Source organism: Pontibacterium sp. (assembly GCF_964228735.1).
GTDB lineage: Bacteria > Pseudomonadota > Gammaproteobacteria > Pseudomonadales > Balneatricaceae > Pontibacterium.
This window is the reverse complement of the sequence record NZ_CAXRBQ010000052.1, coordinates 13,716-36,627: the sequence shown is the minus strand read 5'-3', so window position 1 is coordinate 36,627 and position 22,912 is coordinate 13,716. Positions and strand designations below refer to the sequence as shown.

Below are 22,912 nucleotides of genomic sequence, written 5' to 3'. Positions count from 1 at the left end.
TCCTACTGATACAATCCATCAGGCCCGCTTAATGTTGGCAATGAGGGTTTAGACAGTATCAATTGGCAACGAATTGGCAACCGGGAAAGAAAAAAGGAAAGAAAGATAAAACCAACACCAAACACAAACGTCTAACTTATTGATTTTAATGGTCGGGATGAAAGGATTTGAACCTTCGACCCCCTGCACCCCATGCAGGTGCGCTACCAAGCTGCGCTACATCCCGACTGTGGCCAGAGCAAGAACTGCTCTGCTGGAGCTAGAAATACTAGCTTAAGAGTTTGATTCAGGGAAGGTATCAGACCTGCTTCAGGGCCACGAGCAGGTCTTCCAGTTCAGTGATGGTCTGTCTGAGCAGTTGTTTGTACTTGGTCTGATCGTCACCGTTGTTGTCCCCTGCCAGGTACTGACGGGCACCACTGATGGTGTAGCCTTGCTCGTGCAGCAGGCCTTTGATCTGACGGATAAGCAGAACATCCTGCCGCTGATAGTAGCGACGGTTGTTCCGTTTGACCGGCTCAATCTGTTCAAACTCCTGTTCCCAGTAGCGCAATACGTGCGGCTTCAGGTCACAGAGTTTGCCAACCTCACCAATCGTAAAGTATCGCTTATTGGGAATAGGAACAGAATCTAGAGCGTTACTGTTCTCGCTGTCCCGCATAAGCCTCTACACGATCCTTAAGTTTCTGCCCAGGACGGAAGGTGACAACCCGGCGCGCCGAGATCGGCACCTCTTCACCCGTCTTCGGATTACGGCCAGGACGCTGACCTTTATCCCGCAGATCGAAGTTGCCGAAACCCGACAACTTCACTTGTTCATTGGTCGCCAGACTTTCGCGAATCTCATCGAAAAACGACTCAACCATATCTTTGGCTTCACGTTTATTCAAACCAAGTTCTTCAAAAAGACGCTCGGCCATATCTGCTTTAGTCAACGAGCCCATGACAGTCACCCTTGTCGTTTACTCTCGTAATGATGCACCGAACTTTTCTTTCAGCGCAGTGATAACGGAGTCCACTGCTCCATTAATTTCATCATCATTAAGAGTGCGCGATGGATGCTGCCAGGTCAAGCCCAAGGCGACACTTTTTCGTCCAACTTCAATACCTTGGCCCTGATAAACGTCAAATAGGGTGACGTTTTTCAGGTATTCGCCGGCATTTTCCAGTGCACCCTGACGCAGATCTTCGAAGGCAACTTTCTCATCAACGATCAGTGCCAGGTCACGACGGGACTCAGGGAATTTGGACAATTCTGCGTAGCGTGGCAGACGACCCGCAGTAATTGCGTCCATGCTCAGTTCAAACAGGTATACCGCGCCGTTCAGGCCCAGATCCTTCGCCAGACTTGGGTGAATCGCACCCATGTAACCGATGGTTTCGCCATTGCGCTCGATGCGTGCAGTCTGACCCGGGTGCAATGCAACGTGGCGATCTGCAACGAAGGCAAACTCATCCGCGGCACCACCCAGTGCCAGCAGCGCTTCCACGTCGCCTTTAACGTCGAAGAAATCTACAGATTCGTTACCTGAAGTCCAGCCTTCAGGGTGACGTGCACCAGTCACAACACCGGACACCACGTTCTCCTGCAGCATGTCAGCCATGTTCTCGCCACGAGGCAGGAAGCGCTGACCGGTTTCGAACAGGCGTACACGGCTCTGCTGACGGTTCTGGTTGTACTGAACCGCTTTCACCAGACCCGGCCATACGGTTGTGCGCATTACCGCCATCTCCGCAGAGATCGGGTTAGCCAGCGCTACCGCTTTGTTTTCGTTATCGAATTTTTCCTGCAGACCCGCTTCAATGAAGCTGTAGGTGATCGCTTCCTGGTAACCACGTGCCACCAGAGTGCGGCGGATGTGGGTCAGGCCGATGTTGGCTTCAACGTCCGCTTTGAACGGCAGGGATGCTTTAGGTACACGTACCGGCAGGTTGTTGTAGCCGTATACACGTGCCAGCTCTTCGATCAGGTCTACTTCGATGCTGATATCGAAACGGTAGGATGGAACGTCCACCAGCCACGCATCGTCGCCATCTTTAGTTATGGACATACCCAGACGAATCAGGATCTCTTCGATCTCTTCCACCGGCATGTCGAAAGACAGGTAGCTGTTCACTTTGGCGTGACGCAGACGTACTTTCTCAACCTTTGGCAGGTTCTCTTCGCTGGCCACTTCAATCACAGGACCGGCTTCACCGCCGCAGATCTCGATCAGCAGTTCGGTTGCACGCTCCATTGCTTTCGCCTGCAGCTGCCAGTCCACACCACGCTCGAAACGGTGGGAGGAATCGGTGTGCAGACCGTAAGAACGCGCACGGCCCGCAATAGCGATTGGGTTGAAGAACGCTGCTTCCAGGAACACGTCCTTGGTTTCAGCGTTTACACCGGATGCTTCTCCGCCCATGATGCCCGCGATACCCAGCGGACCGTTCTGGTCGGCAATAACCAGCGTGTCGTTATTCAGCTCAATCTCCTGGCCGTCCAGCAGGGTCAGTTTTTCGCCCTGATCAGCCATACGTGCAACGATGCTACCGGTCAGCTTGTCCAGATCGTACGCGTGCATCGGCTGACCCAGCTCCTGCAGCACGTAGTTGGTAATATCCACAACCGGATCGATGGAACGCACGCCCGCACGACGCAGTTTCTCAACCATCCACAGCGGCGACTGAGCCTGTACGTTAACGTTGCGAACCACACGACCGACAAAACGTGGGCACTGCTGTGGTGCTTCCAGCGCAACCGGGAAGGTGTCATTGATCACTGCTTCAGTAGCTTTAGACTCAACGAACGTCACCGGCGCTTTAAACAGTACACCCACTTCACGTGCGATACCGCTGATGCTCAGGCAGTCTGCGCGGTTAGGCGTCAGGTCTACGTCGATGATCTTGTCATCCAGGTTCAGGTATTCGCGCAGATCGGTACCAACCGGTGCATCGGCAGCCAGTTCCATGATGCCGCCGTGGTCTTCAGACAGACCCAGCTCATCTTCCGCACACAGCATGCCGAAGGACTCTACGTGACGCAGCTTGGCCTTCTTGATCTTGAATGTGTCACCTTCCGGCGTTGGCAGTTTTGCACCAACCATTGCAAAAGCCGTTTTCAGACCGGCACGGGCGTTTGGTGCACCACATACCACCTGAAACTCTTCGGAGCCGTTGGAAACTTTACAAACCTGCAGCTTGTCCGCATTCGGGTGCTGCTCTGCCGTCAGGATCTCACCGACAACCACACCGGAGAAATCTTTGGCAACTGATTCGACGTCGTCCACTTCCAGACCGGCCATGGTAACCTGGTGGGCCAGTTCATCTGTATCTACCGCTGGGTTTACCAGCTCGCGCAACCACTGTTCGCTGAATTTCATCTATCTTTCCTGGGAATTCTGTTGTTAACCGCTATCGTGTGTCCTGACCTGCTTACGAAAACTGACGCAGGAATTTCAGGTCGTTCTCAAAGAACAGGCGCAGGTCGTTTACGCCGTAACGCAGCATCGCCAGACGCTCTACACCCATGCCGAAGGCAAAACCGGTGTATTCCTCAGGATCGATACCAACAGATTCAAAGACTTTCGGATGTACCATGCCGCAGCCCAGTACTTCCATCCACTTGCCGTCGCCACGGTCGATATCCACTTCGATGGATGGCTCGGTGAACGGGAAGTAGGAAGGACGGAAACGGACTTTTACGTCCTCTTCGAAGAACTCACGCAGGAACTGTTCCAGCGTACCCTTCAAGTCGGCAAAGCTCACATCTTTGTCGACCAGCAGACCTTCCACCTGGTGGAACATCGGAGAGTGGGTCTGATCGTAGTCGCAACGGTAAACACGGCCCGGGCAGACGATACGTACCGGTGGCTTCTGGTTTTCCATGGTACGGATCTGGACGCCAGAGGTGTGGGTACGCAGCAGGGTGTGAGCATCGAAATAGAAGGTATCGTGCATGGCACGTGCCGGGTGGTGTGCAGGAATATTCAGAGCTTCGAAGTTGTGGTAATCGTCTTCGATCTCCGGGCCTTCCGCTACGCTGTAACCGATACCCGAGAAGAACTCTTCGATACGTGCCATGGTTTTGGTTACCGGGTGCAGACCACCCAGCTCTTCACCACGACCCGGCAGGGAAACGTCGATCGTTTCGGATGCCAGTTTTGCTTCCAGTGCAGCAGCGTCAAACTCTGCTTTACGCGCATTCAGCTTAGCGGTTACCGCCTGAATCACTTCGTTGATGCGGGCACCCGCTGCCGGACGTTCTTCCGGAGACAGTTTACCCAGACCTTTACGCAGCTGACTAAGTGCGCCTTTTTTACCCAAATATTCAACGCGGACCTGATCCAGATCCTGCGCATTTTCAGCCTTCTCTGCGGCTGCAATACCTTCTGCCAAAAGGGTTTCGATGTTTTCCATTTCCGGCTCCAAATTCTGGGATGGAATGCTGCTTCAGATATATACGTGCAGCGTGTTCCAGGAAACTCTGCTCAGCCAACTTGGCTTTATTTCTCTGATATGAGTTGCCAAACAGGCTCATCAGAGTTCCCAAAAAATAAGGGAAGAGCTTGCGCCCTTCCCCTATTCAAATAATCAATTACCTACAAGAGGTGGGTCGCTTATGCCAGAGCAGCTTTCGCTTTCTCTACAACAGCAGCAAAACCAGCCTGCTCGTATACAGCCAGGTCAGCCAGAACCTTACGGTCGATTTCGATGTTGGCTTTTTTCAGGCCAGCAATGAAACGGCTGTAAGACATGCCGTTGATACGTGCAGCAGCGTTGATACGTGCAATCCACAGAGCGCGGAACTGACGCTTACGCTGACGACGGTCACGGTATGCATACTGACCAGCTTTGATAACTGCCTGTTTAGCTACGCGGAATACTCGAGAACGAGCACCGTAGTAACCTTTTGCCTGCTTCAGGACTTTCTTATGACGACGACGTGCAATCACACCACGTTTAACGCGAGCCATGACAATCTTCCTTCTTTACAAATTCTTAAACTAAAAAATAAAAACCAATACTTAGATGTATGGCAGCATGCGCTTGATCAGAGCCTGATCAGCAGCGTGAACCTGCATCATAGGACGCAGCTGACGCTTACGCTTGGTAGATTTCTTAGTCAGAATGTGGCTAGTGAAAGACTGCTTGTGCTTGAAGCCGTTGGCAGTTTTCTTGAAACGCTTAGCCGCACCGCGGCAAGATTTAATTTTAGGCATTACTAATCTCCACGCATTCGTTAGTTATCTTTCGCCTGACAAACAACAAAACCCGCAGCCGCTCCTTTAGGAAGCAGTTACGGGTATGCTGAAATACAGGTTACTTTTTCTTCTTCGGAGCAATCATCATGGTCAGTTGACGGCCTTCCATCTTAGGACGCTGTTCAACGGTACCCAGCTCGATCAGATCTTCTTCGATCCGACGCATTAGCTGCATACCCAGCTCCTGGTGGGCCATCTCACGACCACGGTAACGCAGGGTTACCTTCGCTTTGTCTCCGGCTTCAAGGAAACGTACCAGGTTGCGTAGTTTTACCTGATAATCCCCTTCTTCCGTGTTAGGACGGAATTTCACTTCCTTGACCTGAATCTGGTGCTGCTTCTTCTTCGCTTCAGCAGCCTGCTTCTTCTGTTCGTACAGGTGCTTACCGTAATCCATCACTTTACATACGATGGGATCGGAATCAGCGATCTGTACTAGGTCAAGTCCTGCATCTTGAGCTGCCTCAAGAGCATCTTTAAACGGTACGATACCAATCTGGCTACCGTCTGGACCAATCAGTCGGCACTCTTTTGCTCGGATATTATCGTTGATCATTGGACCCTGCTCGCGGCGAGGGTTCCTTCTGTTATCGCGCCTGATGGTACTATCTCCTGATCAGATTTATTCCTGGCGGCCTTTCTTGGCAACTTCTTTGCCAAGTAGGGCAATAAACTCGTCTACGGATAAGGTCCCGAGGTCCTCACCCGTCCGAGTACGCACGGCTACGGATCCAGACTCTACTTCCTTATCACCTACAACTAGTAGGAACGGCACCTTCTGTAAAGTGCGCTCGCGAATTTTAAAGCCGATCTTCTCATTTCTCAAGTCCGCTTGTGCTCTAAAGCCAGCATCTTCAAGACGTTGAGCAACTTTTTCGCAATATTCGCCCTGTTTGTCGGTAATATTCATCACCACAGCCTGCACCGGAGCCAACCAAGTTGGCAGTGCACCTGCAGAGTTTTCAATCAGAATACCGATGAAACGTTCAAAGGAGCCCAGGATCGCACGGTGCAGCATAACCGGAGTTTCACGGTTACCTTCTTCGTTTACAAACTGTGCATCCAGACGTCCCGGCATAGAGAAGTCCACCTGAATAGTACCGCACTGCCATACACGGCCCAGGCAGTCTTTCAGGGAGAATTCGATCTTAGGTCCATAGAATGCGCCCTCACCCGGCAGCAAGTCGTATTTCAGACCCGCATTGTCCAGCGCATCGGCCAGCGCCTTCTCGGCCTTATCCCATACTTCATCGCTACCCACGCGCTTCTCAGGACGGGTAGACAGCTTGTACTGAATCTCGGTGAAGCCGAAGTCTGCGTACACTTCGTGCAGGAAGTCGATAAATTCGGACACTTCGCTCTGGATGCTGTCCTCTGCACAGAAGATATGGCCATCATCCTGTACGAAGCCACGTACACGCATGATACCGTGCAGTGCACCGGACGGCTCATTACGGTGACAAGAACCAAACTCAGCCATACGCAATGGCAGGTCACGGTAAGAACGCAGACCCTGGTTGAACACCTGAACGTGACATGGGCAGTTCATCGGCTTAACAGCGAAATCACGGCTCTCGGAGTGAGTGGTAAACATCTCCTCGGAGAATTTCTCCCAGTGACCGGATTTTTCCCACAGGGTGCGTTCTACAACCTGAGGCGTTTTCACCTCAACGTAGTTACGGCGACGCAGCTTGCCACGCATGTACTGCTCGATACCCTGATACAGGGTCCAGCCGTGCGGGTGCCAGAACACCATACCCGGTGCTTCTTCCTGCAGGTGGAACAGGTTCAGCTGCTTACCCAGTTTACGGTGGTCACGTTTCTCTGCTTCTTCCAGACGGTGCAAGTACGCTTTCAGCGCTTTCTTGTCACCCCACGCGGTGCCGTAGATACGCTGCAGCATCTCGTTGTTGGAATCACCACGCCAGTATGCACCAGCAACCTTCATCAGTTTGAACGCTTTAATGTGACCGGTGGACGGTACGTGTGGTCCACGGCACAGGTCGATAAAGTCGCCCTGGGAGTAGAAAGACAGGTCCCGATCGTCCGGAATCGCCTGCAGCAATTCTACCTTGTAGTTCTCACCCATCTTCTCGAACATCGCAACCGCTTCGTCACGGTTCATCAGAGAACGGCTTACCGGCAGGTTCTGCTTGGCCAGTTCGCCCATTTTCTTCTCAATCGCAGTCAGGTCTTCCGGGGTAAACGGACGCTCGTAAGCGAAGTCATAGTAGAAGCCGTCTTCGATAACCGGACCGATGGTTACCTGTGCACCCGGGAACAGTTCCTGCACAGCCATCGCCATCAGGTGGGCACAGGAGTGACGGATCACTTCCAGACCTTCTTCATCGCGAGCCGTGACAATCGAAAGTTCGCTGTCTTCGGTGATGGTGTAACCTGCGTCAACCAATTCACCGTTTACTTTGCCAGCCAGCGTCGCTTTTGCCAGACCAGCGCCAATATCGGCGGCTACGTCAAAGACAGTAACTGACTGTTCGAACTCACGTTTACTTCCGTCAGGGAGGGTAATTACAGGCATTTTTAATCCTTGCTCAGTGGTGGCCCCTACGACAGGCCACATAAGTACTTTGCGTTTGAGTGTTAAATAAATTCTAGTCGGAGCTACCGACAAGGGGGCGACATTTTAACGCAAAGCCACTGGATAACCCAGAACAAGGACTAAGAAATTTGCCTGTTTTTTAGCGGACATTTTCCACCCGCCCTTAGAGACACAGAGACAGGATCAGACTTCACCCAACAGGAACACCTGCTGGTCGTCACGACGCTGCAGCCACTCCTTAACCTGAGACTGGCTGTTACCGAAGAACACTACACGGGAAGCGAGGCTCAGGTTTCCGTTTTTACCCACATCGTGGTGGTACACCCACCAGCTGTCGGCGGCGGCCTTATGGATACGGTATGCGGTGCGGATTGGAGCAAAGGAGTGAATTGCGGTCATGGATAATCTCGCGATAAACCGGACCGATGGATAACCGGTCCGGGATTATTATTTTTGTTAATCAGGAGGCAAGAGCGCGGGATTACCGCGCCTGTGCCAATTCGAGCAACTCGCGGGTTGCCACACTGAAGATAGAGAAGTCGTTGCTACTGCTGCCACGAATCTCGGAGAGGAAACGCTGCCAACGACGCAACAGCGCTTCGCGTTTGCTCAGCCACTGTTCGGCACAGAGTTCACTGTCCTCGGTACCGGATGCCTGGGCAGCGTTGATCAGCGACACGGTGATCGCCTGCTGGTGACTGGTCAGGTCTTCACGGCAACCGTCACGAGCCATGGTCTGCCACAGGTTGCTGACCTCGATCTCCTTAAGCTGCTGGTCGAACCAGTGCAGCTCCAGACGCTCGCCCAGATCGAAGTAGATCTGCGCCACACGCTCCAGCGGCTGACCGGTCTCCTCCACCGCTTTGATGATGCCCAGCAGTGAATAGAGGCTGTCGGAACCGGCCACCACGGCGGCTAGATCCTGCGGTACCCCGGCATCCACCAGTGCATCGTGTTTCTGCTGCCAGCTTTCGCGCGGATCACCCTTGATCAGCTCAGCCATCATGTTGCGCACGGTGCGCACGCCCGGACGGAACTCGGCAACCATGTCGCTCACCGTTGTTTCCTGGTGACGGTTACGCAGGAACCACAGGGTCGCACGGCGCACCAGACGGATCATGTCGGCCATCATCTTCTGCTGCAACGCCGACGGCACCTGATTATCCAGGGCTTCGATATCCGCCCACAGCTGCTGGATATCAAACACATCCCGGGCGATCACGTAGGCGGCAGAGATTGCAGACAAGCCCGCTCCACTGCTCTGACGCAGACGCTCCACGAAGGTGATCCCCATGGTATTCACCATGCCGTTGGCAGTCTGGGTCGCGATAATCTCACGGTACAGACGGTGCTGACGGATCTCCTGCTCGAAGTCGCTCACCAGGCGTTGCGGGAACGCGGTCAGGATCTCGTTACTCAGGTAGTCATCAGCGGTAATCCAGGAATCGATCAGTTTCTCTTTCAGCTCCGCCTTCACGTAGGAGATCAGCACCGACAGTTCTGGGCGGGTAAGCCCCAGTTGCCGCGCTTTGCGTTCCTGCAGATCGTCATCGGCCGGGATAAACTCCAGAGCACGGTTCAGTTTGCCCTCGTCCTCCAGACGGTCGATCAGATGGATGTAGTCATCGATGGAGTTGCGGGCATGGCCTTCCGCCACACTGATCGCCTGTGCCTGGTGGTAGTTGTTCTGCAACACCAGATCAGCCACTTCGTCGGTCATCTCACGCAACAGGGCGTTACGCTGCTTCACGGTCATATCACCGTTCGCCACCACCTCGTTAAGCAGGATCTTGATGTTCACCTCGTGGTCGGAGCAGTCCACGCCACCGGCGTTATCGATAAAGTCAGTATTGGATTTACCGCCGTTGGCACAGAACTCAACACGGCCCAGCTGGGTGAAGCCCAGGTTGCCGCCCTCGCCCAAAACCTTACAGCGCAGCTCATTACCATTGATACGCAGGCTGTCGTTAGCTTTGTCGCCGACATCGGCGTGGGTTTCACCGGAGCCTTTTACGTACGTACCGATACCACCGTTCCAGATCAGGTCTACCGGTGCTTTCAGCAGTGCACGCAGCAGGTCATTTGGCGACAGGCGATCTTCTTTGATATCAAAGCGCGCTTTCATCTCCTGGCTGATCTCGATCCATTTCGCCGCACGGGAGAAGATGCCACCACCGGCGGAGATCAACGACTTGTTGTAGTCCTCCCAGCTGGAGCGAGGCATCTCGAACATGCGCTGACGCTCAACGTAGCTGCTGGCCGCATCCGGGTTTGGATCGATAAAGATATGCATGTGGTTGAACGCCGCGCAGAGCTGGATATGTTCAGACAGCAGCATGCCGTTACCGAACACGTCACCGGCCATATCACCGATACCTATGACGGTGAACTCCTCACTCTGAGTATCCACTCCCAACTCACGGAAGTGCAGTTTCACGGATTCCCAGGCACCACGGGCGGTGATCCCCATACCTTTGTGGTCGTAGCCCTGGGAGCCACCGGAGGCAAATGCATCGCCCAGCCAGAAGTCACGGCTTTCGGCGATCTCGTTGGCGATGTCGGAGAAGGTCGCGGTGCCTTTGTCGGCCGCCACTACGAAGTACGGATCGTCTTCATCGTGACGTACCACATCCACCGGCGGCACAACTTCACCCGATTTCAGGTCATCGGTGATATCCAGCAATGCACTAATAAAGGTCTGGTAGCTGGCGATACCTTCCGCCTGAATCTCCTCACGACTGCCACGTTCCGGCAACTGCTTGGCGACAAAGCCACCTTTGGCGCCGACCGGCACGATGACTGCGTTTTTCACCTGCTGGGCTTTTACCAGTCCCAGCACTTCGGTGCGGTAATCCTCCAGTCGATCAGACCAGCGAAGACCACCACGGGCCACCTTGCCGCCACGCAGGTGCACACCTTCCACACGTGCAGAGTACACAAACACCTCGAACATTGGGCGTGGCAGTGGAATGTCGGCAATCGCGTGCGGGCTCAGTTTGAAGGAGAAGTAATCCTTCAACTCGCCCTGGGCATTTTTCTGGAAATAGTTAGTTCGCAGGGTCGCTTTGATCAGCTCCAGGTAACGGCGCAGGATCTGGTCGTCATTGAGGTTATCTACTTTATCCAGAGCGTCCACGATGCTGGATTCAATACGACCGGCCAGGGCTTCTACTTTATCGCTGTCCTGACGGCTTGGCTCAAAGCGGGCACGGAACAAGGCCACCAGCAGCTTGGTGACTTGCAGGTGACGGGCCAGGGTATCGGCAATATACGGCTGGGAGAAACCAAAGCGGATCTGCTGGTTATAGCGGGCATAGGCACGCAGCATCGCTACTTCACGCCAGCTCAGGTTGCCGCCGATAACCAGTTTGTTGAACTCGTCGTTTTCCGCGCGACCGTTCCAGATACTGGCAAAGGCTTCCTGGAACACCTGCTTCACATCTTCCAGCACCACGGTCTCGCCGTGGTGGTAGATCAGAGTAAAGTCGTGAATCCAGTACACGTTGCCATCGCCGCTGTGCACCTCGTACGGGTGTTCACCGAGCACCTGCATTCCCAGGTTTTCCAGCACCGGGATCACATCGGAGAGGATCAGCGGATTACCGGCATTAAACAGCTTAAAGCGCAACAAATCCTGGGTCTGTTCCAACACCCGGTAAAAACTCATTGTGACTGGATTGTCGTCTCCCAAGGCCTCAATACGCTGGATGTCATACACCGCGCTGGCCGGAGAGAAATGCTCACGGTACGCGGAGGTAAAGGCATGGCGGTACTGGTTGGCGTAGCGGTTACCCAGCTCTTCACCACAGGTTTCCACCAGCGAGTGGTGAAGGTCGTCATCCCAGGAACGGGACGCCTGCACCACTTCCGCTTCGATTGCATCAAAGTCGATCTCCGAGTCTTCCGCTGGATCGATGCGCATTACATAGTACACACGGGCCAGCACGGACTCGCTAAACGTGGTGGTGAACTCGGAATCGGTCGCTTTCAGGGCACCGGCAATGATGTCCTGCACCTGCAAACGCAGTGCGGTACCAAATACATCACGCGGTACGTAGTAGAGGAAGGTACAGAACTTGCCGCAACGGTCGCGACGCATCAGCAGGCGAGCCTTGCGCCGCTCCTGCAGGTTCAGGATTCCCATCGCCAGATCCAGCAGCTCACTGTCGGTTGACAGGAACAACTCATCCCGCGGCATATCGTTGAGGATCGTAAACAGTGCCTTACCGCTATAACCGTTGCGGGCAAAGCCACTGGCATGCATGGCATGCTCGACCTTGCGGCGGATCAGTGGGATACGGTTGAGACGTTCATGGTACACCGGTGAGGTGTACAGGCCATAGAAACGACGTTCGCCGACCACCCGACCCTCATCGTCAAAACGTTTTACCACGATCAGGTCCATGTACGCCGGACGGTGTACACGGGCACGCTGGCTGTATTTGGCCAGCAGCAGCGGCGCATTATCCTGCATGGAACATTCTTCATCCGCGCTCAGCGCTGCGTAACGCTTCGCCAACGCTGAGGTATTTTCCAGGCGCAGGGTACCAAGTACACTGCCCTGCTTCAGCGATGCGCTGAAGCTGTCTTCACCCAGCTCAAAATCCAGTTCGTCATAGGCTAGGAAGGTAAAGTGATCATCCAGCAGCCAGGCGATAAACTCGGCCGCCTCTTCCGCTTCGGCACGATCACGCACATGCTCTGCAGCACGCAGCTCTGACACCATCTCCTGAGCACGGGCCTGCATCGGTTTGTAATCATGCACTGCGCTTTCGACGATACGGTGCACTTCAACCAGCGCATCGTAGGTAGACTTGATCCACTCCTGGTCGCTGTGACGGTCCACTTCCAGATAAATGAAAGATTCGTTCCGCCCTTCGTGGGAGAAGCCCTTTAGCTTGTCGCCGTCACGCTCGACTTGCAGCACCGCGTTGTGGATCGCATGGATCGACACCTCACGGCGGTTCAGCTCCATACGCACCGAATCCACCAGGAACGGCATATCCGGGAACAGGATCTGAATCACCGTGTGGTTGCTGTGCCAACCGTGCTTTTCCAGGTCCGGGTTGAAGACGCGTACTTTCGGCGCTTCGAAGTCGTAATCCTGAATAAATTCCCAACAGGAGAGTGTCGCGTCATACAGTTGCTCCAGCGGACGCGCTGACAGTTCTTCGTCGGGGGAGACGTGGTAATAAAGTTCGGAGAAGGTGTTGAGTTTGGTGGCAACATCCGCAGGCAGGTTGTTGTTGACCTGCTCTGCCAGTTGGTTGAGAAGTTTTTCTTTACGGCTGCAATGGTTGGACATCTTGTATTTATTCTCCATTCGGAGCCGCGGTGTGGCTCCTGCCTGAAATAAACTTACCGCTGCACGATCAAGACACCTGCGAATGCGCCGAGCAGTCGCTCTGGCCTCAAAGATCAATCATAGTCGAATCGGTACGTTTGCAGGGGTGATACGCGACAAAAGCACCAATTCGACCTGAACATTCACTATGTCCTAACCTACCGCGATCTACCCCCGCACTGCAATCGGTTGCAGGTGACGATTTTGGCGACGCTCCAGCTGACGGAACAGCATGATGATCACCATACTGATTACCAGGTAGATACCACCGGCTGCCAGGAAGATCTCGATTGGGGTGTAGGTACGGGCGATAATTGTGCGCGCCATGCCGGTCAGATCCAGCAGGGTAATGGTGGATGCCAAGGCACTGCCCTTCAGCATCAGGATCACTTCATTACCGTACGCAGGCATGATCATGCCAAACGCACGTGGCAGCATAATGCGGCGGTACAACTGCACCTGGCGCATACCGATGGTTTTGGCTGCCTCGATCTCACCTTTGGGTACCGCACCCAGCGCACCACGCAGGATCTCTGCGGTATAGGCGGCGGTGTTCAGGGAGAAAGCGATAATCGCGCACCAGTACGGCTCGCGCAGGTACGGCCAGAGCGCACTCTCTTTGATACCGTCAAACTGGGCCAGGCCGTAATACACCAGGAAGATCTGCACCAGCAGCGGTGTGCCACGGAAGAAAAAGATGTAGCAATACGGGATCGCACGCAGCCACAGGCGGTGTGAATGACGCGCCAGACCAATTGGCAACGCCAAAGCAGAGCCGATAACACCGGAGATCAGTACCAGCTCAAGGGTGGTCAATGCCCCCTGCAGGAGGCGTGGGAAATACTCAATAACAACAGAAAAATCCATTACGCTCTCCCCACCCAGCGGTTGTTACGTTTTTCCATGTAGTGGATAAACACCATGGAGATAATGGTCAGCGTCAGGTAGATAAACGCTGCGGCCATATAAAACAGGAACGGTTCTTTGGTGTAACTCACCGCGTCGCGGGTTTTCAGCATGATGTCGTGCAAACCCACCACGGACACCAGCGCGGTATCTTTCAGTAGCACCAGGAACAGGTTGCCCAGCCCCGGCAGGGCCAGACGCCACAACTGTGGCATGGTGATACGCCAGAAGATTTTCAGTGGGCTCATACCGATCGCCAGACCTGCTTCCTGCTGGCCTTTTGGGATCGCCTGAATTGCGCCACGGAACACTTCACTGGCATAGGCACCAAAGGTCAGGCCCAGTGCCACCACACCGGCAGCAAACGGACCCACTTCGATATATTCGTCGTAGCCAAACATGCTGGCCACACTCATCAGGACCGTTGTTGCACCGAAGTAGATGATCAGAACCGTCAGCAGCTCGGGAATGCCACGGATGACGGTGGTATAGGCGGTGGAGATCGCACGGGCAACGCGGTTACCCGATAGTCGGGCCGTCGCACCCAACAGGCCCAGCACCAGGCCCAGTAACAGACTGGCCAACGCCAGCTCGATGGTGACTAACGTACCAGCCCACAGCTGGTCGCCGAATCCTCTGATATCAAACATCGGTAATCCTCAACGGGAGATGGAGCAGCCCGCCAACGGAGCGCTGGCGGGAAGTCGTTCACTATAAGAGCGGGGAACAGGTCCGAAATGTTTCTGAGAGCCTGAACAGAGTCGGACCTGTTCGTTTTTCTTAATAGATAGAGAACGGGAAGTAGCGGGCGTTGATCTCGGCGTATTTACCGTTATCCACGATCGCTTTCAGAGCGCGGTTGAACTTGTCGGTCAGCGGATCGTTTTTACGGACCGCGATGCCGATCTTGTCGTTGATGTCGATGTCGCTGCCTTTGAACTCAAACTTCTGGCCCGCATCGGTGCTCAGCCAGTCATAGGCTGGGAATTTGTCGGACAGCAGTGCGTCCAGACGACCTGCTTCCAGGTCCAGGTATGCGTTATCCTGGGTGTCGTACAGTTTTACGGTAACCACATCACCCAGTTGGTCTTCCAGGTGCTGACCGGCGATAGTCGCACGCTGCGCACCAACCACCAGACCTTTCAGGCCGTCTTTGGTGGTTTCCAGGGATTTGCCTTTCGCCGCTACAAACGCCAGTACGTTGGAGTAGTACGCGTCGGTGAAGTCCACGACACGCTGGCGCTCTTTGGTGATCGACATGGAAGCGATGATCGCGTCGTATTTCTTCGCACGCAGACCCGGAATGATGCCATCCCAGTCCTGAGCCACGATATCGCAGTCTGCTTTCATCTCTGCACACAGTGCTTTGGCGATATCCACGTCAAAGCCCTGCAGCTGACCGCTGGCATCCACCATGTTGAACGGTGCGTAAGCACCTTCAGTTGCGATACGAATTTTGTCGCCAGCCTGTGCTAGGCCCGCGCTCAGAGACATTGCAGCAGCCAGCAGACCACCAACCAGAGTCGTTTTCAGTTTCATCTTGCACTTCCTTTCTTATTTTTTTGAATTGCAGGAGTAGCCCAAGGATGGGCGTTGGAGATTCTCAGATGCTGGGCATCAGAAAATACTGGAGATAAACTCACGACACCGTTCGGATGTCGGGTTTTCAAAAACTTGCTCGGGAGGACCAAACTCCTCCACCTGTCCCTGATGCAGGAACATCACCTTGTTGGAGACTTCGCGGGCGAAGGTCATCTCGTGGGTTACGATCAGCATGGTACGACCTTCTGCCGCCAGGTCACGCATAACGTTCAGTACTTCACCCACCAGTTCCGGGTCCAGTGCAGAGGTCGGCTCGTCAAACAGCAACACCTGTGGGTCCATCGCCAGGGTACGGGCGATTGCTACACGCTGCTGCTGCCCACCGGACAGCTGGTTTGGATAGAAATCCTTACGCTCCAACAGACCCACCTTACCCAGCAGCTCTTCAGCGTGAGCAATCGCTTCATCACGCGTCTTACCCAGCACCTGGATCGGACCTTCGATTACGTTCTCGATCAGCGTCTTGTGTGGCCACAGGTTGAAGTTCTGGAATACGAAACCTACACGGGAGCGCATCGCCGCCAGCTGACGGGCGTCAGAGGCATCCAGGTCACCCTGTTTATTGCGCTTGAGGTTCAGTTTTTCGCCGGTGATGTAGATCTCCCCTTCGGTTGGGGTTTCCAGCAGGTTGATGCAACGCAGGAAGGTACTTTTACCTGAGCCACTGGAGCCGATGATCGAAATCACATCGTGTTCATGGGCTTGCAGATCGATCCCTTTCAGGACTTCGAGATCGCCGAACGACTTGTGAATGTTCTTCAGATAGATAGCAGAATTCTCAGGCATTTTTATTGTTCTCTATATTGCCAGGTTAATTACCCGGCTCTCTGATCCAGCCTGCTTAGGGCTAACCGGGGAACGCTGCTATGTGAGCCGTACGCTGCAAAACACCACCCATCTGAACGTGTTTTGCCACAGGCCATAGCGCGCATTTTGAAGGTAACAAATTGCAGGAGGTCGATATTTTGAAATTCGGCCACCAATTTCAGTCATCGCGACTTGGCCGAAAGATGTAAACACTGGAGAAACGGTGGAAAACACGCCGCTTTTCAGAAAAAAGTTCTGGGTGATCAGTTACTTATCAAGGTCGAGCGCCCGAACTGGGTGCCTGCTGGCTGTCGCTCTTCAGTCTCAGCGGCACGCTTGCGCTCTTCACGTGGCGTCACACCGTAGTGGTTGCGGTAGGCGGTACTGAAATAGGAGGCACTGGAGAAGCCACAGGCCAATCCCACCTGCAGCGCGGGTTTGTCACTCTGGCGCAGCATCTGGCGTGCTTTCTCCAAACGCAATTCCAGGTAGTACTTGGACGGTACGGTTTGCAGGTGTTTCTTAAACAGGCGCTCCAGATGACGGCGGGATACTCCCACATGAAATGCCAGATCGTCGGTGCTCAATGGCTCCTCGATATTGGCTTCCATCAGGGTCACCGCCTCGATCAGCTTCGGCTGACTGGCACCGATACGTGCCTTGAGCGGGATACGCTGCTGGTCATCGCTGGTGCGCATACGCTCGCAGATAAACTGCTCGGAGATTTTAGCGGCCAGGTTCATGTCGTAGTGCTGGCCGATCAGGAATAGCATCATGTCCATAGATGCCGTGCCGCCGCTGCAGGTGTAACGGTTACCGTCGATCTCGTAGAGATTGTTGGTCACCTGGGTACCCGGAAACTCTTCGCGCAACGCATCCAGATCCCACCAGTGGATCGTCGCCCGGTAGTCATTCAGCAAACCGGCACACGCCAGCAGATAAGACCCGGTACCGATACCCCCCAGCGCCACATTGGCCTGCCCCTGGCGGCGCAACCAGCCAATTACCGCTTCATTGCCGGTGCGGGCAATCGGACTGGCACCACAGACAAAGATCGCGTCCAGTGGGGGAATATCCTTCAGACTGCAATCCACCAGCGTCTGCACACCAAAGCTGCTCGATACCGCCTCGCCATCATGGCTGATCAGCACGGTCTCGTAGCAATCTTCGCCGGTCACCCAGTTGGCCATACGCAACGGCTCAATCGCCGAGGAGAAGGCGATCAAGGAGAAGTTGGGCAGCAACAGGAAACCAAAACGGTGCGGTTTGCGCTGAGAACTGTCGTTTGACAACGGATTACCCACTAAAACGTTTTCCTCCGGGTAAATAATGGTTCGAGCAAGTTAGATTTCGGAGTGTGCAGGATACTGATATTCCAGGTCACTGACTTCTTCAGCCGACCTAAATGTCAACTTAGTGCAAGTTCATGTCGCCCTATAGAAATTCTCCATCTGGCACTAGGCGATCCCTTTTGCTGATACTAAATATAGACGCTTATGCAGTCGCTCCCGTGCAACAACCCTGACCAACCCAGGGGTTGATGTTACAGAGCTCAAAACAAACATTAGAACAGAGTTCACCAGGCCGCCGTTATCGTCAGCGGCCGGAAATGAGGTAAATCGCTATGACTACAGTGCCAGTAACCCGCGCGCTTTTTGATGATGTAATGGTCCCTAACTACAACCCACAGCAGTTCGTGCCGGTACGTGGCGAAGGTTCCCGCGTGTGGGATCAGGACGATCGTGAATACGTCGACTTTGCCGGTGGTATCGCGGTAAACGCACTGGGTCACGCGCACCCTGCTCTGGTTGCTGCTCTGAAAGACCAGGCTGACAAGCTGTGGCACCTGAGCAACACCTGCACCAACGAACCGGCGCTGCGCCTGGCGAAGAAACTGACCGACGCGACTTTTGCAGACAAGGTGTTCTTCTGCAGCTCCGGCGGCGAAGCCAACGAAGCGGCGTTCAAGCTGGCGCGTAAATACGCGTACGACAACTTCGGTCCAGAGAAACACGAAATCATCGCCTTCACCCAGGCGTTCCACGGCCGTACCTTGTTCACTGTATCCGTCGGTGGTCAGCAGAAATACCGTGAAGGTTTCGAGCCGGTACCAGGCGGCATCAGCCACGTACCGTTCAACGATATCGAAGCCCTGAAAGCAGCGATCTCCGACAAAACCTGCGCAGTGGTGATGGAACCGATCCAGGGTGAAGGCGGCATCATCCCGGCTGATCCTGAGTTTGCCCGTGCGGTACGCGAGCTGTGTGACGAGCACAACGCCGTGCTGGTATACGATGAAGTTCAGACTGGCGTTGGCCGTACCGGTCACCTGTACGCATACGAAGGTCTGGGTGTGACGCCAGACATCATGACCACCGCCAAAGCGCTGGGCGGCGGCTTCCCGGTTGGCGCCATGCTGTGCACCGACAAAGTAGCGCCAAGCCTGGGCTTTGGTACCCACGGCAGCACCTACGGCGGCAATCCATTGGCGTGTGCCGTAGCGGAAGCAGCGATCGACACCATCAACACGCCGGAAGTGCTGTCCGGCGTAGCCGACAAGCGTGCGATCTTTGTAGAGGAGCTGGAGAAGATCAATGCCAAGCATCAGATCTTCAAAGAGATTCGTGGTGAAGGCCTGCTGATCGGTGCCGAACTGATCGACGTATGGCACGGCAAGGCAGCCAAGTTCCTGGCCGCAGCCCGTGATGCCGGTGTGATGATTCTGGTCGCGGGTCCTAACGTACTGCGTATGACTCCTTCACTGATCATCCCGGAAGCGGACATCCGTGAAGGCATGGCGCGTCTGGACCAGGCAATCTCGCACGTTCTGGAAACAGAAACTGCCGAAGCCTAATCCCGCATAGCCCATCGAATAAGTTCGACCTTTTCTCCCCGCGCAGCGGCCGTCTTCAGGGCGGTTTGCTGCGCATCCCCTCTTCTAAAATCCACCCTCAAACGTGCCCTAATTTCTGAAGTTCGGGTCGCATCACTGACAGATTCTATCGCGCCGATCTCCAATAATGGTTAGAACGGAATAGAAGGAACCCAGCGATGACCACGACCAACTTTACCCCCTGGATCGAATGGCTTGACGCCCAGTACGACGAGATGCTGGCCAAGACCATCGAACTGGCAGAGATCAACTCTGGCACCCTCAACGCCGACGGCGTGAATAAGGTGCGTGAGCTGTTGACCGAATATTGCCAGGTGCTGGATGGTGAGGTGGAAGTGGTTCCGGTTGCGCCTTACGAACACCTGGGCAGCAACGGTGAAATTGAAACCTTCCCGCTGGGTGACGCCCTGCGCATCCGTAAGCGCCCCGAAGCCCCGTTGCAGATCTTCTTCTGCGGCCACATGGATACCGTCTTTGCCATCGATCACCCGTTCCAGCAGGTGAAGTGGCTGGATGACGAGACTCTGAACGGTCCGGGTGTAGCCGACCTGAAAGGCGGCATTCTGGTGATGATCAAGGCATTGCAGGCGCTGGAGCGCAGCCCGTATGCCGAGCAGATCGGCTGGGAGATCCTGTTTAACCCGGATGAAGAGATCGGCTCCCCGGGCTCTGCCCCTCTGATCGAAGATGCAGCCAAACGTGTGCACCTGGGCATGATCTATGAACCCAGCTTCCCAGACGGCAACCTGGCGGGCGAGCGCAAAGGCAGCGGCAACTTCAGCGTCAAAGTCACCGGTAAGGCCGCACATGCGGGCCGCGAACACCATCTGGGTCGTAACGCGGTACGTGCCATGTGTGACTTTGTTGCCGCACTGGACGACCTCAACGGTCAGCGCGACGGTGTGACCATCAACCCGGGCTTTATCGAAGGCGGCGGCGCCGTAAACATCGTGCCGGATCTCTGCATCTCCCGCTTCAACATCCGCCTGGAGCGTCCGGAAGATGAGCAGTGGTGTCTGGACCGACTGAATGAACTGGTGGCGATGATCAACGACCGCGACGGCATCAGCATCGAACTGCTGGGCGGTTTCGGCCGCAAACCAAAAGTACTGAGCGGCGCCAACAAGAAACTGTTTGAACTGGCGCGCGAATGCGGCCACACCCTGGGCATGGAACTGCAGTGGTTACCTACCGGCGGCTGTTGCGACGGCAACAACCTGGCGGCCGCCGGTATCCCTAATATCGATACCCTTGGAGTACAGGGTGGCAAGATCCACTCCAGCGACGAGTACCTGAAAGTGAAAAGCCTCACCGAACGCGCTAAGCTGAGTGCGCTGATGCTTATGAAACTGGCTGCCAGCGACGATCTGAGCTGGCTGGAGGAAAACCAATGCTGTTAGTACGTCCCCTGAACTTCACCGATATCCAGGGCCTGGAACGTCTGGCGGTAATCTCCGGCGGCAGCATGACCACCCTTCCGGCGAACCGCGACCACCTGGGCGAGCTGATCAACAGCACCCAGCAGTCGCTGCGCAAGGCGGTGGAACGTCCCGGCAGTGAAAGCTACCACTTTGTACTGGAAGATACCGACAGCGGCGAGATCCTCGGCGTGTCCGGTATCGACGCAGCGGTAGGTATCAGCACGCCTTTCTACTCATACCGTATGGAAGAGGTGGTACACGCCTCCAGTGAGTTGCAAATTCACAACCGTGTACCGGCCCTGCACCTGTGTCAGGACTACACCGGCGCGGCACGTCTGTGCACCCTGTTCCTGGACAGCGCCCACCGCAGCCAGAACAACCTGCACCTGCTCTCCCGTGCCCGCATGCTGCTGATCGCCCAGTTCCCTGAGCGCTTTGCACCACGCCTGATTGTCGAGCTGCAGGGTGTAGCCGACGAGGAGCACCGCTCCCCATTCTGGGAGTGCCTGGGTCGCCACTTCTTCAATATGGATTTCACCAAAGCCAACTACCTCACCGGTATCAACAACAAAGGTTTTATCGCCGACCTGATGCCGCACTATCCGGTCTACGTCCCACTGCTGACACCTGAAGCACAGGCAGTTCTGGGTAAACCACGCCCGGATATGGAAGAGGTGATGGCCCTGCTGGAAAACGAAGGTTTCAACTACCGGGGTTACGTGGACATCTTTGATGCCGGTCCAACTCTGGAAGCGCGCACCGACAACGTCCGTTCTGTTCGTCAGAACCAACAGACCGTGGCACACATCGGTGAGAGCAGCGACGAAGCAACCCTGCGCCCTGCCCTGATCAGCAACACCAGCCTGGAAAACTACCGCTGTCTGATGACCCGAATCGACCCGGCGCAACCAGTGATCAGCGCCGAACAGGCAAACCTGCTGCAGGTTGAAGAGGGTGATGACATCCGCGTGCTGATGCTTGAAGAAGCAGAGCTTGGCTGAATAAGCCCCAAGATCGAAACACCACAATAACTAGAAACGACTGAGCGCCCTCCTCTATAGGGGCGGCTACGCCTGCGCTCAGCCCAAATACGGAGTCCACAGACCATGATGATAGTTCGCCCGATCAAGGCAGACGATCACACAGCGCTACGCGAGCTGGCCAGCAAAACCGGCCCGGGTTTCACCTCATTGCAGGACAACGACCAACAGGTTGCGGCAAAGATGGAGAACGCGCTGAAGGCCTACGATCCTGCTACCCGCGGTGACGAAGCGCTGTTCCTGTTTGTGATGGAAGACACCGAGACCGGTGAAGTGGTTGGCGTAAGCGGCATCGAATCTGCCGTTGGCCTGACCGAACCCTGGTACAACTACCGTGTGGGGACCCTGGTGCATGCGTCCCGCGAGCTTAAGGTATACAACCAGCTCAACACCCTGACCATCACCAACGACCACACCGGTTACTCCGAGCTGTGCACCCTGTTCCTGGCACCGGATGCCCGTCACAGCAAGAACGGCTCCCTGCTCTCCAAATCCCGTTTTATGTTTATGGCCGAGTTCCCGCAGCTGTTCAGCGATCACCTGATCGCCGAGATGCGTGGTTACTCCGACGAAAACGGCATCTCCCCGTTCTGGGAAGGCCTGGGTCGTCATTTCTTCTCCCTCGACTTCTCCGAGGCGGACCAGCTCTCCTCCATGGACAAGGTGTTTATCGCCGAGCTGATGCCGAAGAACGCCATCTACACCAACCTGCTGCCCCAAGAGGCACAGGACGCAATTGGCAAAACCCATAACGCCACCACCCCGGCGCGCCGTCTGTTGGAAAACGAAGGCATGCGTTTTACCGGGTACATCGACATCTTCGACGGTGGCCCAACGCTGGAAGCGCGTACCAACGACATCCGCGCAATTCAGGACAGTCACTACGTAAAAGTACACATCGCCGACATCAAACCGGAAGGTGAACTGTACATGGTCAGCACCAACGGCTTTGAAGATTTCCGCTGCTGTATGACCGCCCTCACTTCCGTAGGCAAACACGTAGTAACCGTAACCCCTGACGTTGCTGAAGCACTGAACATCACCGAGGGAAGTACCGTTCGTGTAGTACCTCTCTCTTCTGGACGGAGATTCTGAT

Annotated in this window: 19 protein-coding genes and 1 tRNA gene; 4 read left to right on the top strand and 16 right to left on the bottom strand. The window is 54.9% G+C overall.

All coding sequences use genetic code 11. The annotated features are described in order from the left end of the window. Positions 1–149: 149 nt before the first annotated feature. The 16 genes from ACEQ15_RS05420 to ACEQ15_RS05345 all read right to left on the bottom strand — a co-directional run bounded on the left by ACEQ15_RS05420 (position 150) and on the right by ACEQ15_RS05345 (position 17,766). Positions 150–226, bottom strand: a tRNA-Pro gene (locus tag ACEQ15_RS05420). Positions 227–298: 72 nt separating this feature from the next. Beyond that, positions 299–661, bottom strand: a complete 363-nt coding sequence (locus ACEQ15_RS05415; RefSeq protein WP_370278074.1) for a MerR family transcriptional regulator — start codon at positions 659–661, stop codon at positions 299–301. Continuing rightward, on the bottom strand, positions 639–944 hold the full coding sequence (gene ihfA, locus ACEQ15_RS05410) for an integration host factor subunit alpha (protein WP_282350729.1): 306 nt from the start codon (positions 942–944) through the stop codon (positions 639–641). Before ihfA ends, ACEQ15_RS05415 begins: the two co-directional genes overlap by 23 nt. A gap of 18 nt (positions 945–962) precedes the next feature. After that, positions 963–3,362, bottom strand: a complete 2,400-nt coding sequence (gene pheT, locus ACEQ15_RS05405) for a phenylalanine--tRNA ligase subunit beta (RefSeq protein ID WP_370278073.1) — start codon at positions 3,360–3,362, stop codon at positions 963–965. A 52-nt stretch (positions 3,363–3,414) separates the two neighbouring features. Continuing rightward, a complete protein-coding gene (gene pheS / locus ACEQ15_RS05400; RefSeq protein WP_370278071.1) occupies positions 3,415–4,398 on the bottom strand; it encodes a phenylalanine--tRNA ligase subunit alpha in 984 nt (327 codons plus the stop codon). Positions 4,399–4,598: 200 nt separating this feature from the next. Beyond that, positions 4,599–4,955 carry a 50S ribosomal protein L20 gene (gene rplT / locus ACEQ15_RS05395; protein ID WP_282350724.1) on the bottom strand — a complete coding sequence of 119 codons (357 nt, stop codon included), beginning with the start codon at positions 4,953–4,955 and terminating at the stop codon, positions 4,599–4,601. 51 nt (positions 4,956–5,006) lie between these two features. Continuing rightward, positions 5,007–5,201 (bottom strand): 50S ribosomal protein L35, encoded by a 195-nt coding sequence (rpmI, locus tag ACEQ15_RS05390; RefSeq protein WP_282350722.1) that lies wholly within the window; start codon positions 5,199–5,201, stop codon positions 5,007–5,009. Positions 5,202–5,301: 100 nt separating this feature from the next. Then, positions 5,302–5,844 carry a translation initiation factor IF-3 gene (infC, locus tag ACEQ15_RS05385; RefSeq protein ID WP_370278086.1) on the bottom strand — a complete coding sequence of 181 codons (543 nt, stop codon included), beginning with the start codon at positions 5,842–5,844 and terminating at the stop codon, positions 5,302–5,304. A 21-nt stretch (positions 5,845–5,865) separates the two neighbouring features. Next, positions 5,866–7,782, bottom strand: a complete 1,917-nt coding sequence (gene thrS, locus ACEQ15_RS05380; protein ID WP_370278069.1) for a threonine--tRNA ligase — start codon at positions 7,780–7,782, stop codon at positions 5,866–5,868. Between the two features lie 204 nt (positions 7,783–7,986). Further along, complete coding sequence (locus ACEQ15_RS05375; protein ID WP_370278068.1) at positions 7,987–8,202, bottom strand: hypothetical protein; 216 nt, start codon at positions 8,200–8,202, stop codon at positions 7,987–7,989. A gap of 82 nt (positions 8,203–8,284) precedes the next feature. After that, positions 8,285–13,108 carry an NAD-glutamate dehydrogenase gene (locus ACEQ15_RS05370; protein ID WP_370278066.1) on the bottom strand — a complete coding sequence of 1,608 codons (4,824 nt, stop codon included), beginning with the start codon at positions 13,106–13,108 and terminating at the stop codon, positions 8,285–8,287. Positions 13,109–13,315: 207 nt separating this feature from the next. Further along, entirely contained in the window at positions 13,316–14,014 is a 699-nt protein-coding gene (locus ACEQ15_RS05365; protein ID WP_370278065.1) for an ABC transporter permease, read from the bottom strand. After that, positions 14,014–14,703 carry an ABC transporter permease gene (locus ACEQ15_RS05360; protein WP_370278064.1) on the bottom strand — a complete coding sequence of 230 codons (690 nt, stop codon included), beginning with the start codon at positions 14,701–14,703 and terminating at the stop codon, positions 14,014–14,016. Before ACEQ15_RS05360 ends, ACEQ15_RS05365 begins: the two co-directional genes overlap by 1 nt. Positions 14,704–14,833: 130 nt before the next feature. Continuing rightward, positions 14,834–15,592 (bottom strand): ABC transporter substrate-binding protein, encoded by a 759-nt coding sequence (locus tag ACEQ15_RS05355; protein WP_370278063.1) that lies wholly within the window; start codon positions 15,590–15,592, stop codon positions 14,834–14,836. 78 nt (positions 15,593–15,670) lie between these two features. After that, the gene (locus ACEQ15_RS05350) at positions 15,671–16,441 is read right to left on the bottom strand and encodes an ABC transporter ATP-binding protein (RefSeq protein WP_370278062.1); all 771 of its coding nucleotides are present in this window, start codon (positions 16,439–16,441) and stop codon (positions 15,671–15,673) included. A 284-nt stretch (positions 16,442–16,725) separates the two neighbouring features. Next, the gene (locus ACEQ15_RS05345) at positions 16,726–17,766 is read right to left on the bottom strand and encodes a GlxA family transcriptional regulator (RefSeq protein WP_370278061.1); all 1,041 of its coding nucleotides are present in this window, start codon (positions 17,764–17,766) and stop codon (positions 16,726–16,728) included. A gap of 320 nt (positions 17,767–18,086) precedes the next feature. Here ACEQ15_RS05345 and ACEQ15_RS05340 point away from each other — a divergent pair, with 320 nt between their 5' ends. The 4 genes from ACEQ15_RS05340 to astA (ACEQ15_RS05325) all read left to right on the top strand — a co-directional run bounded on the left by ACEQ15_RS05340 (position 18,087) and on the right by astA (ACEQ15_RS05325) (position 22,911). Continuing rightward, positions 18,087–19,316 carry an aspartate aminotransferase family protein gene (locus ACEQ15_RS05340; RefSeq protein WP_370278060.1) on the top strand — a complete coding sequence of 410 codons (1,230 nt, stop codon included), beginning with the start codon at positions 18,087–18,089 and terminating at the stop codon, positions 19,314–19,316. 197 nt (positions 19,317–19,513) lie between these two features. Beyond that, the gene (locus ACEQ15_RS05335) at positions 19,514–20,755 is read left to right on the top strand and encodes a hydrolase (RefSeq protein ID WP_370278058.1); all 1,242 of its coding nucleotides are present in this window, start codon (positions 19,514–19,516) and stop codon (positions 20,753–20,755) included. Beyond that, positions 20,746–21,777 carry an arginine N-succinyltransferase gene (astA, locus tag ACEQ15_RS05330; protein ID WP_370278057.1) on the top strand — a complete coding sequence of 344 codons (1,032 nt, stop codon included), beginning with the start codon at positions 20,746–20,748 and terminating at the stop codon, positions 21,775–21,777. Before ACEQ15_RS05335 ends, astA (ACEQ15_RS05330) begins: the two co-directional genes overlap by 10 nt. Positions 21,778–21,882: 105 nt before the next feature. Continuing rightward, positions 21,883–22,911 carry an arginine N-succinyltransferase gene (gene astA / locus ACEQ15_RS05325; protein ID WP_370278056.1) on the top strand — a complete coding sequence of 343 codons (1,029 nt, stop codon included), beginning with the start codon at positions 21,883–21,885 and terminating at the stop codon, positions 22,909–22,911. Position 22,912 lies beyond the last annotated feature (1 nt).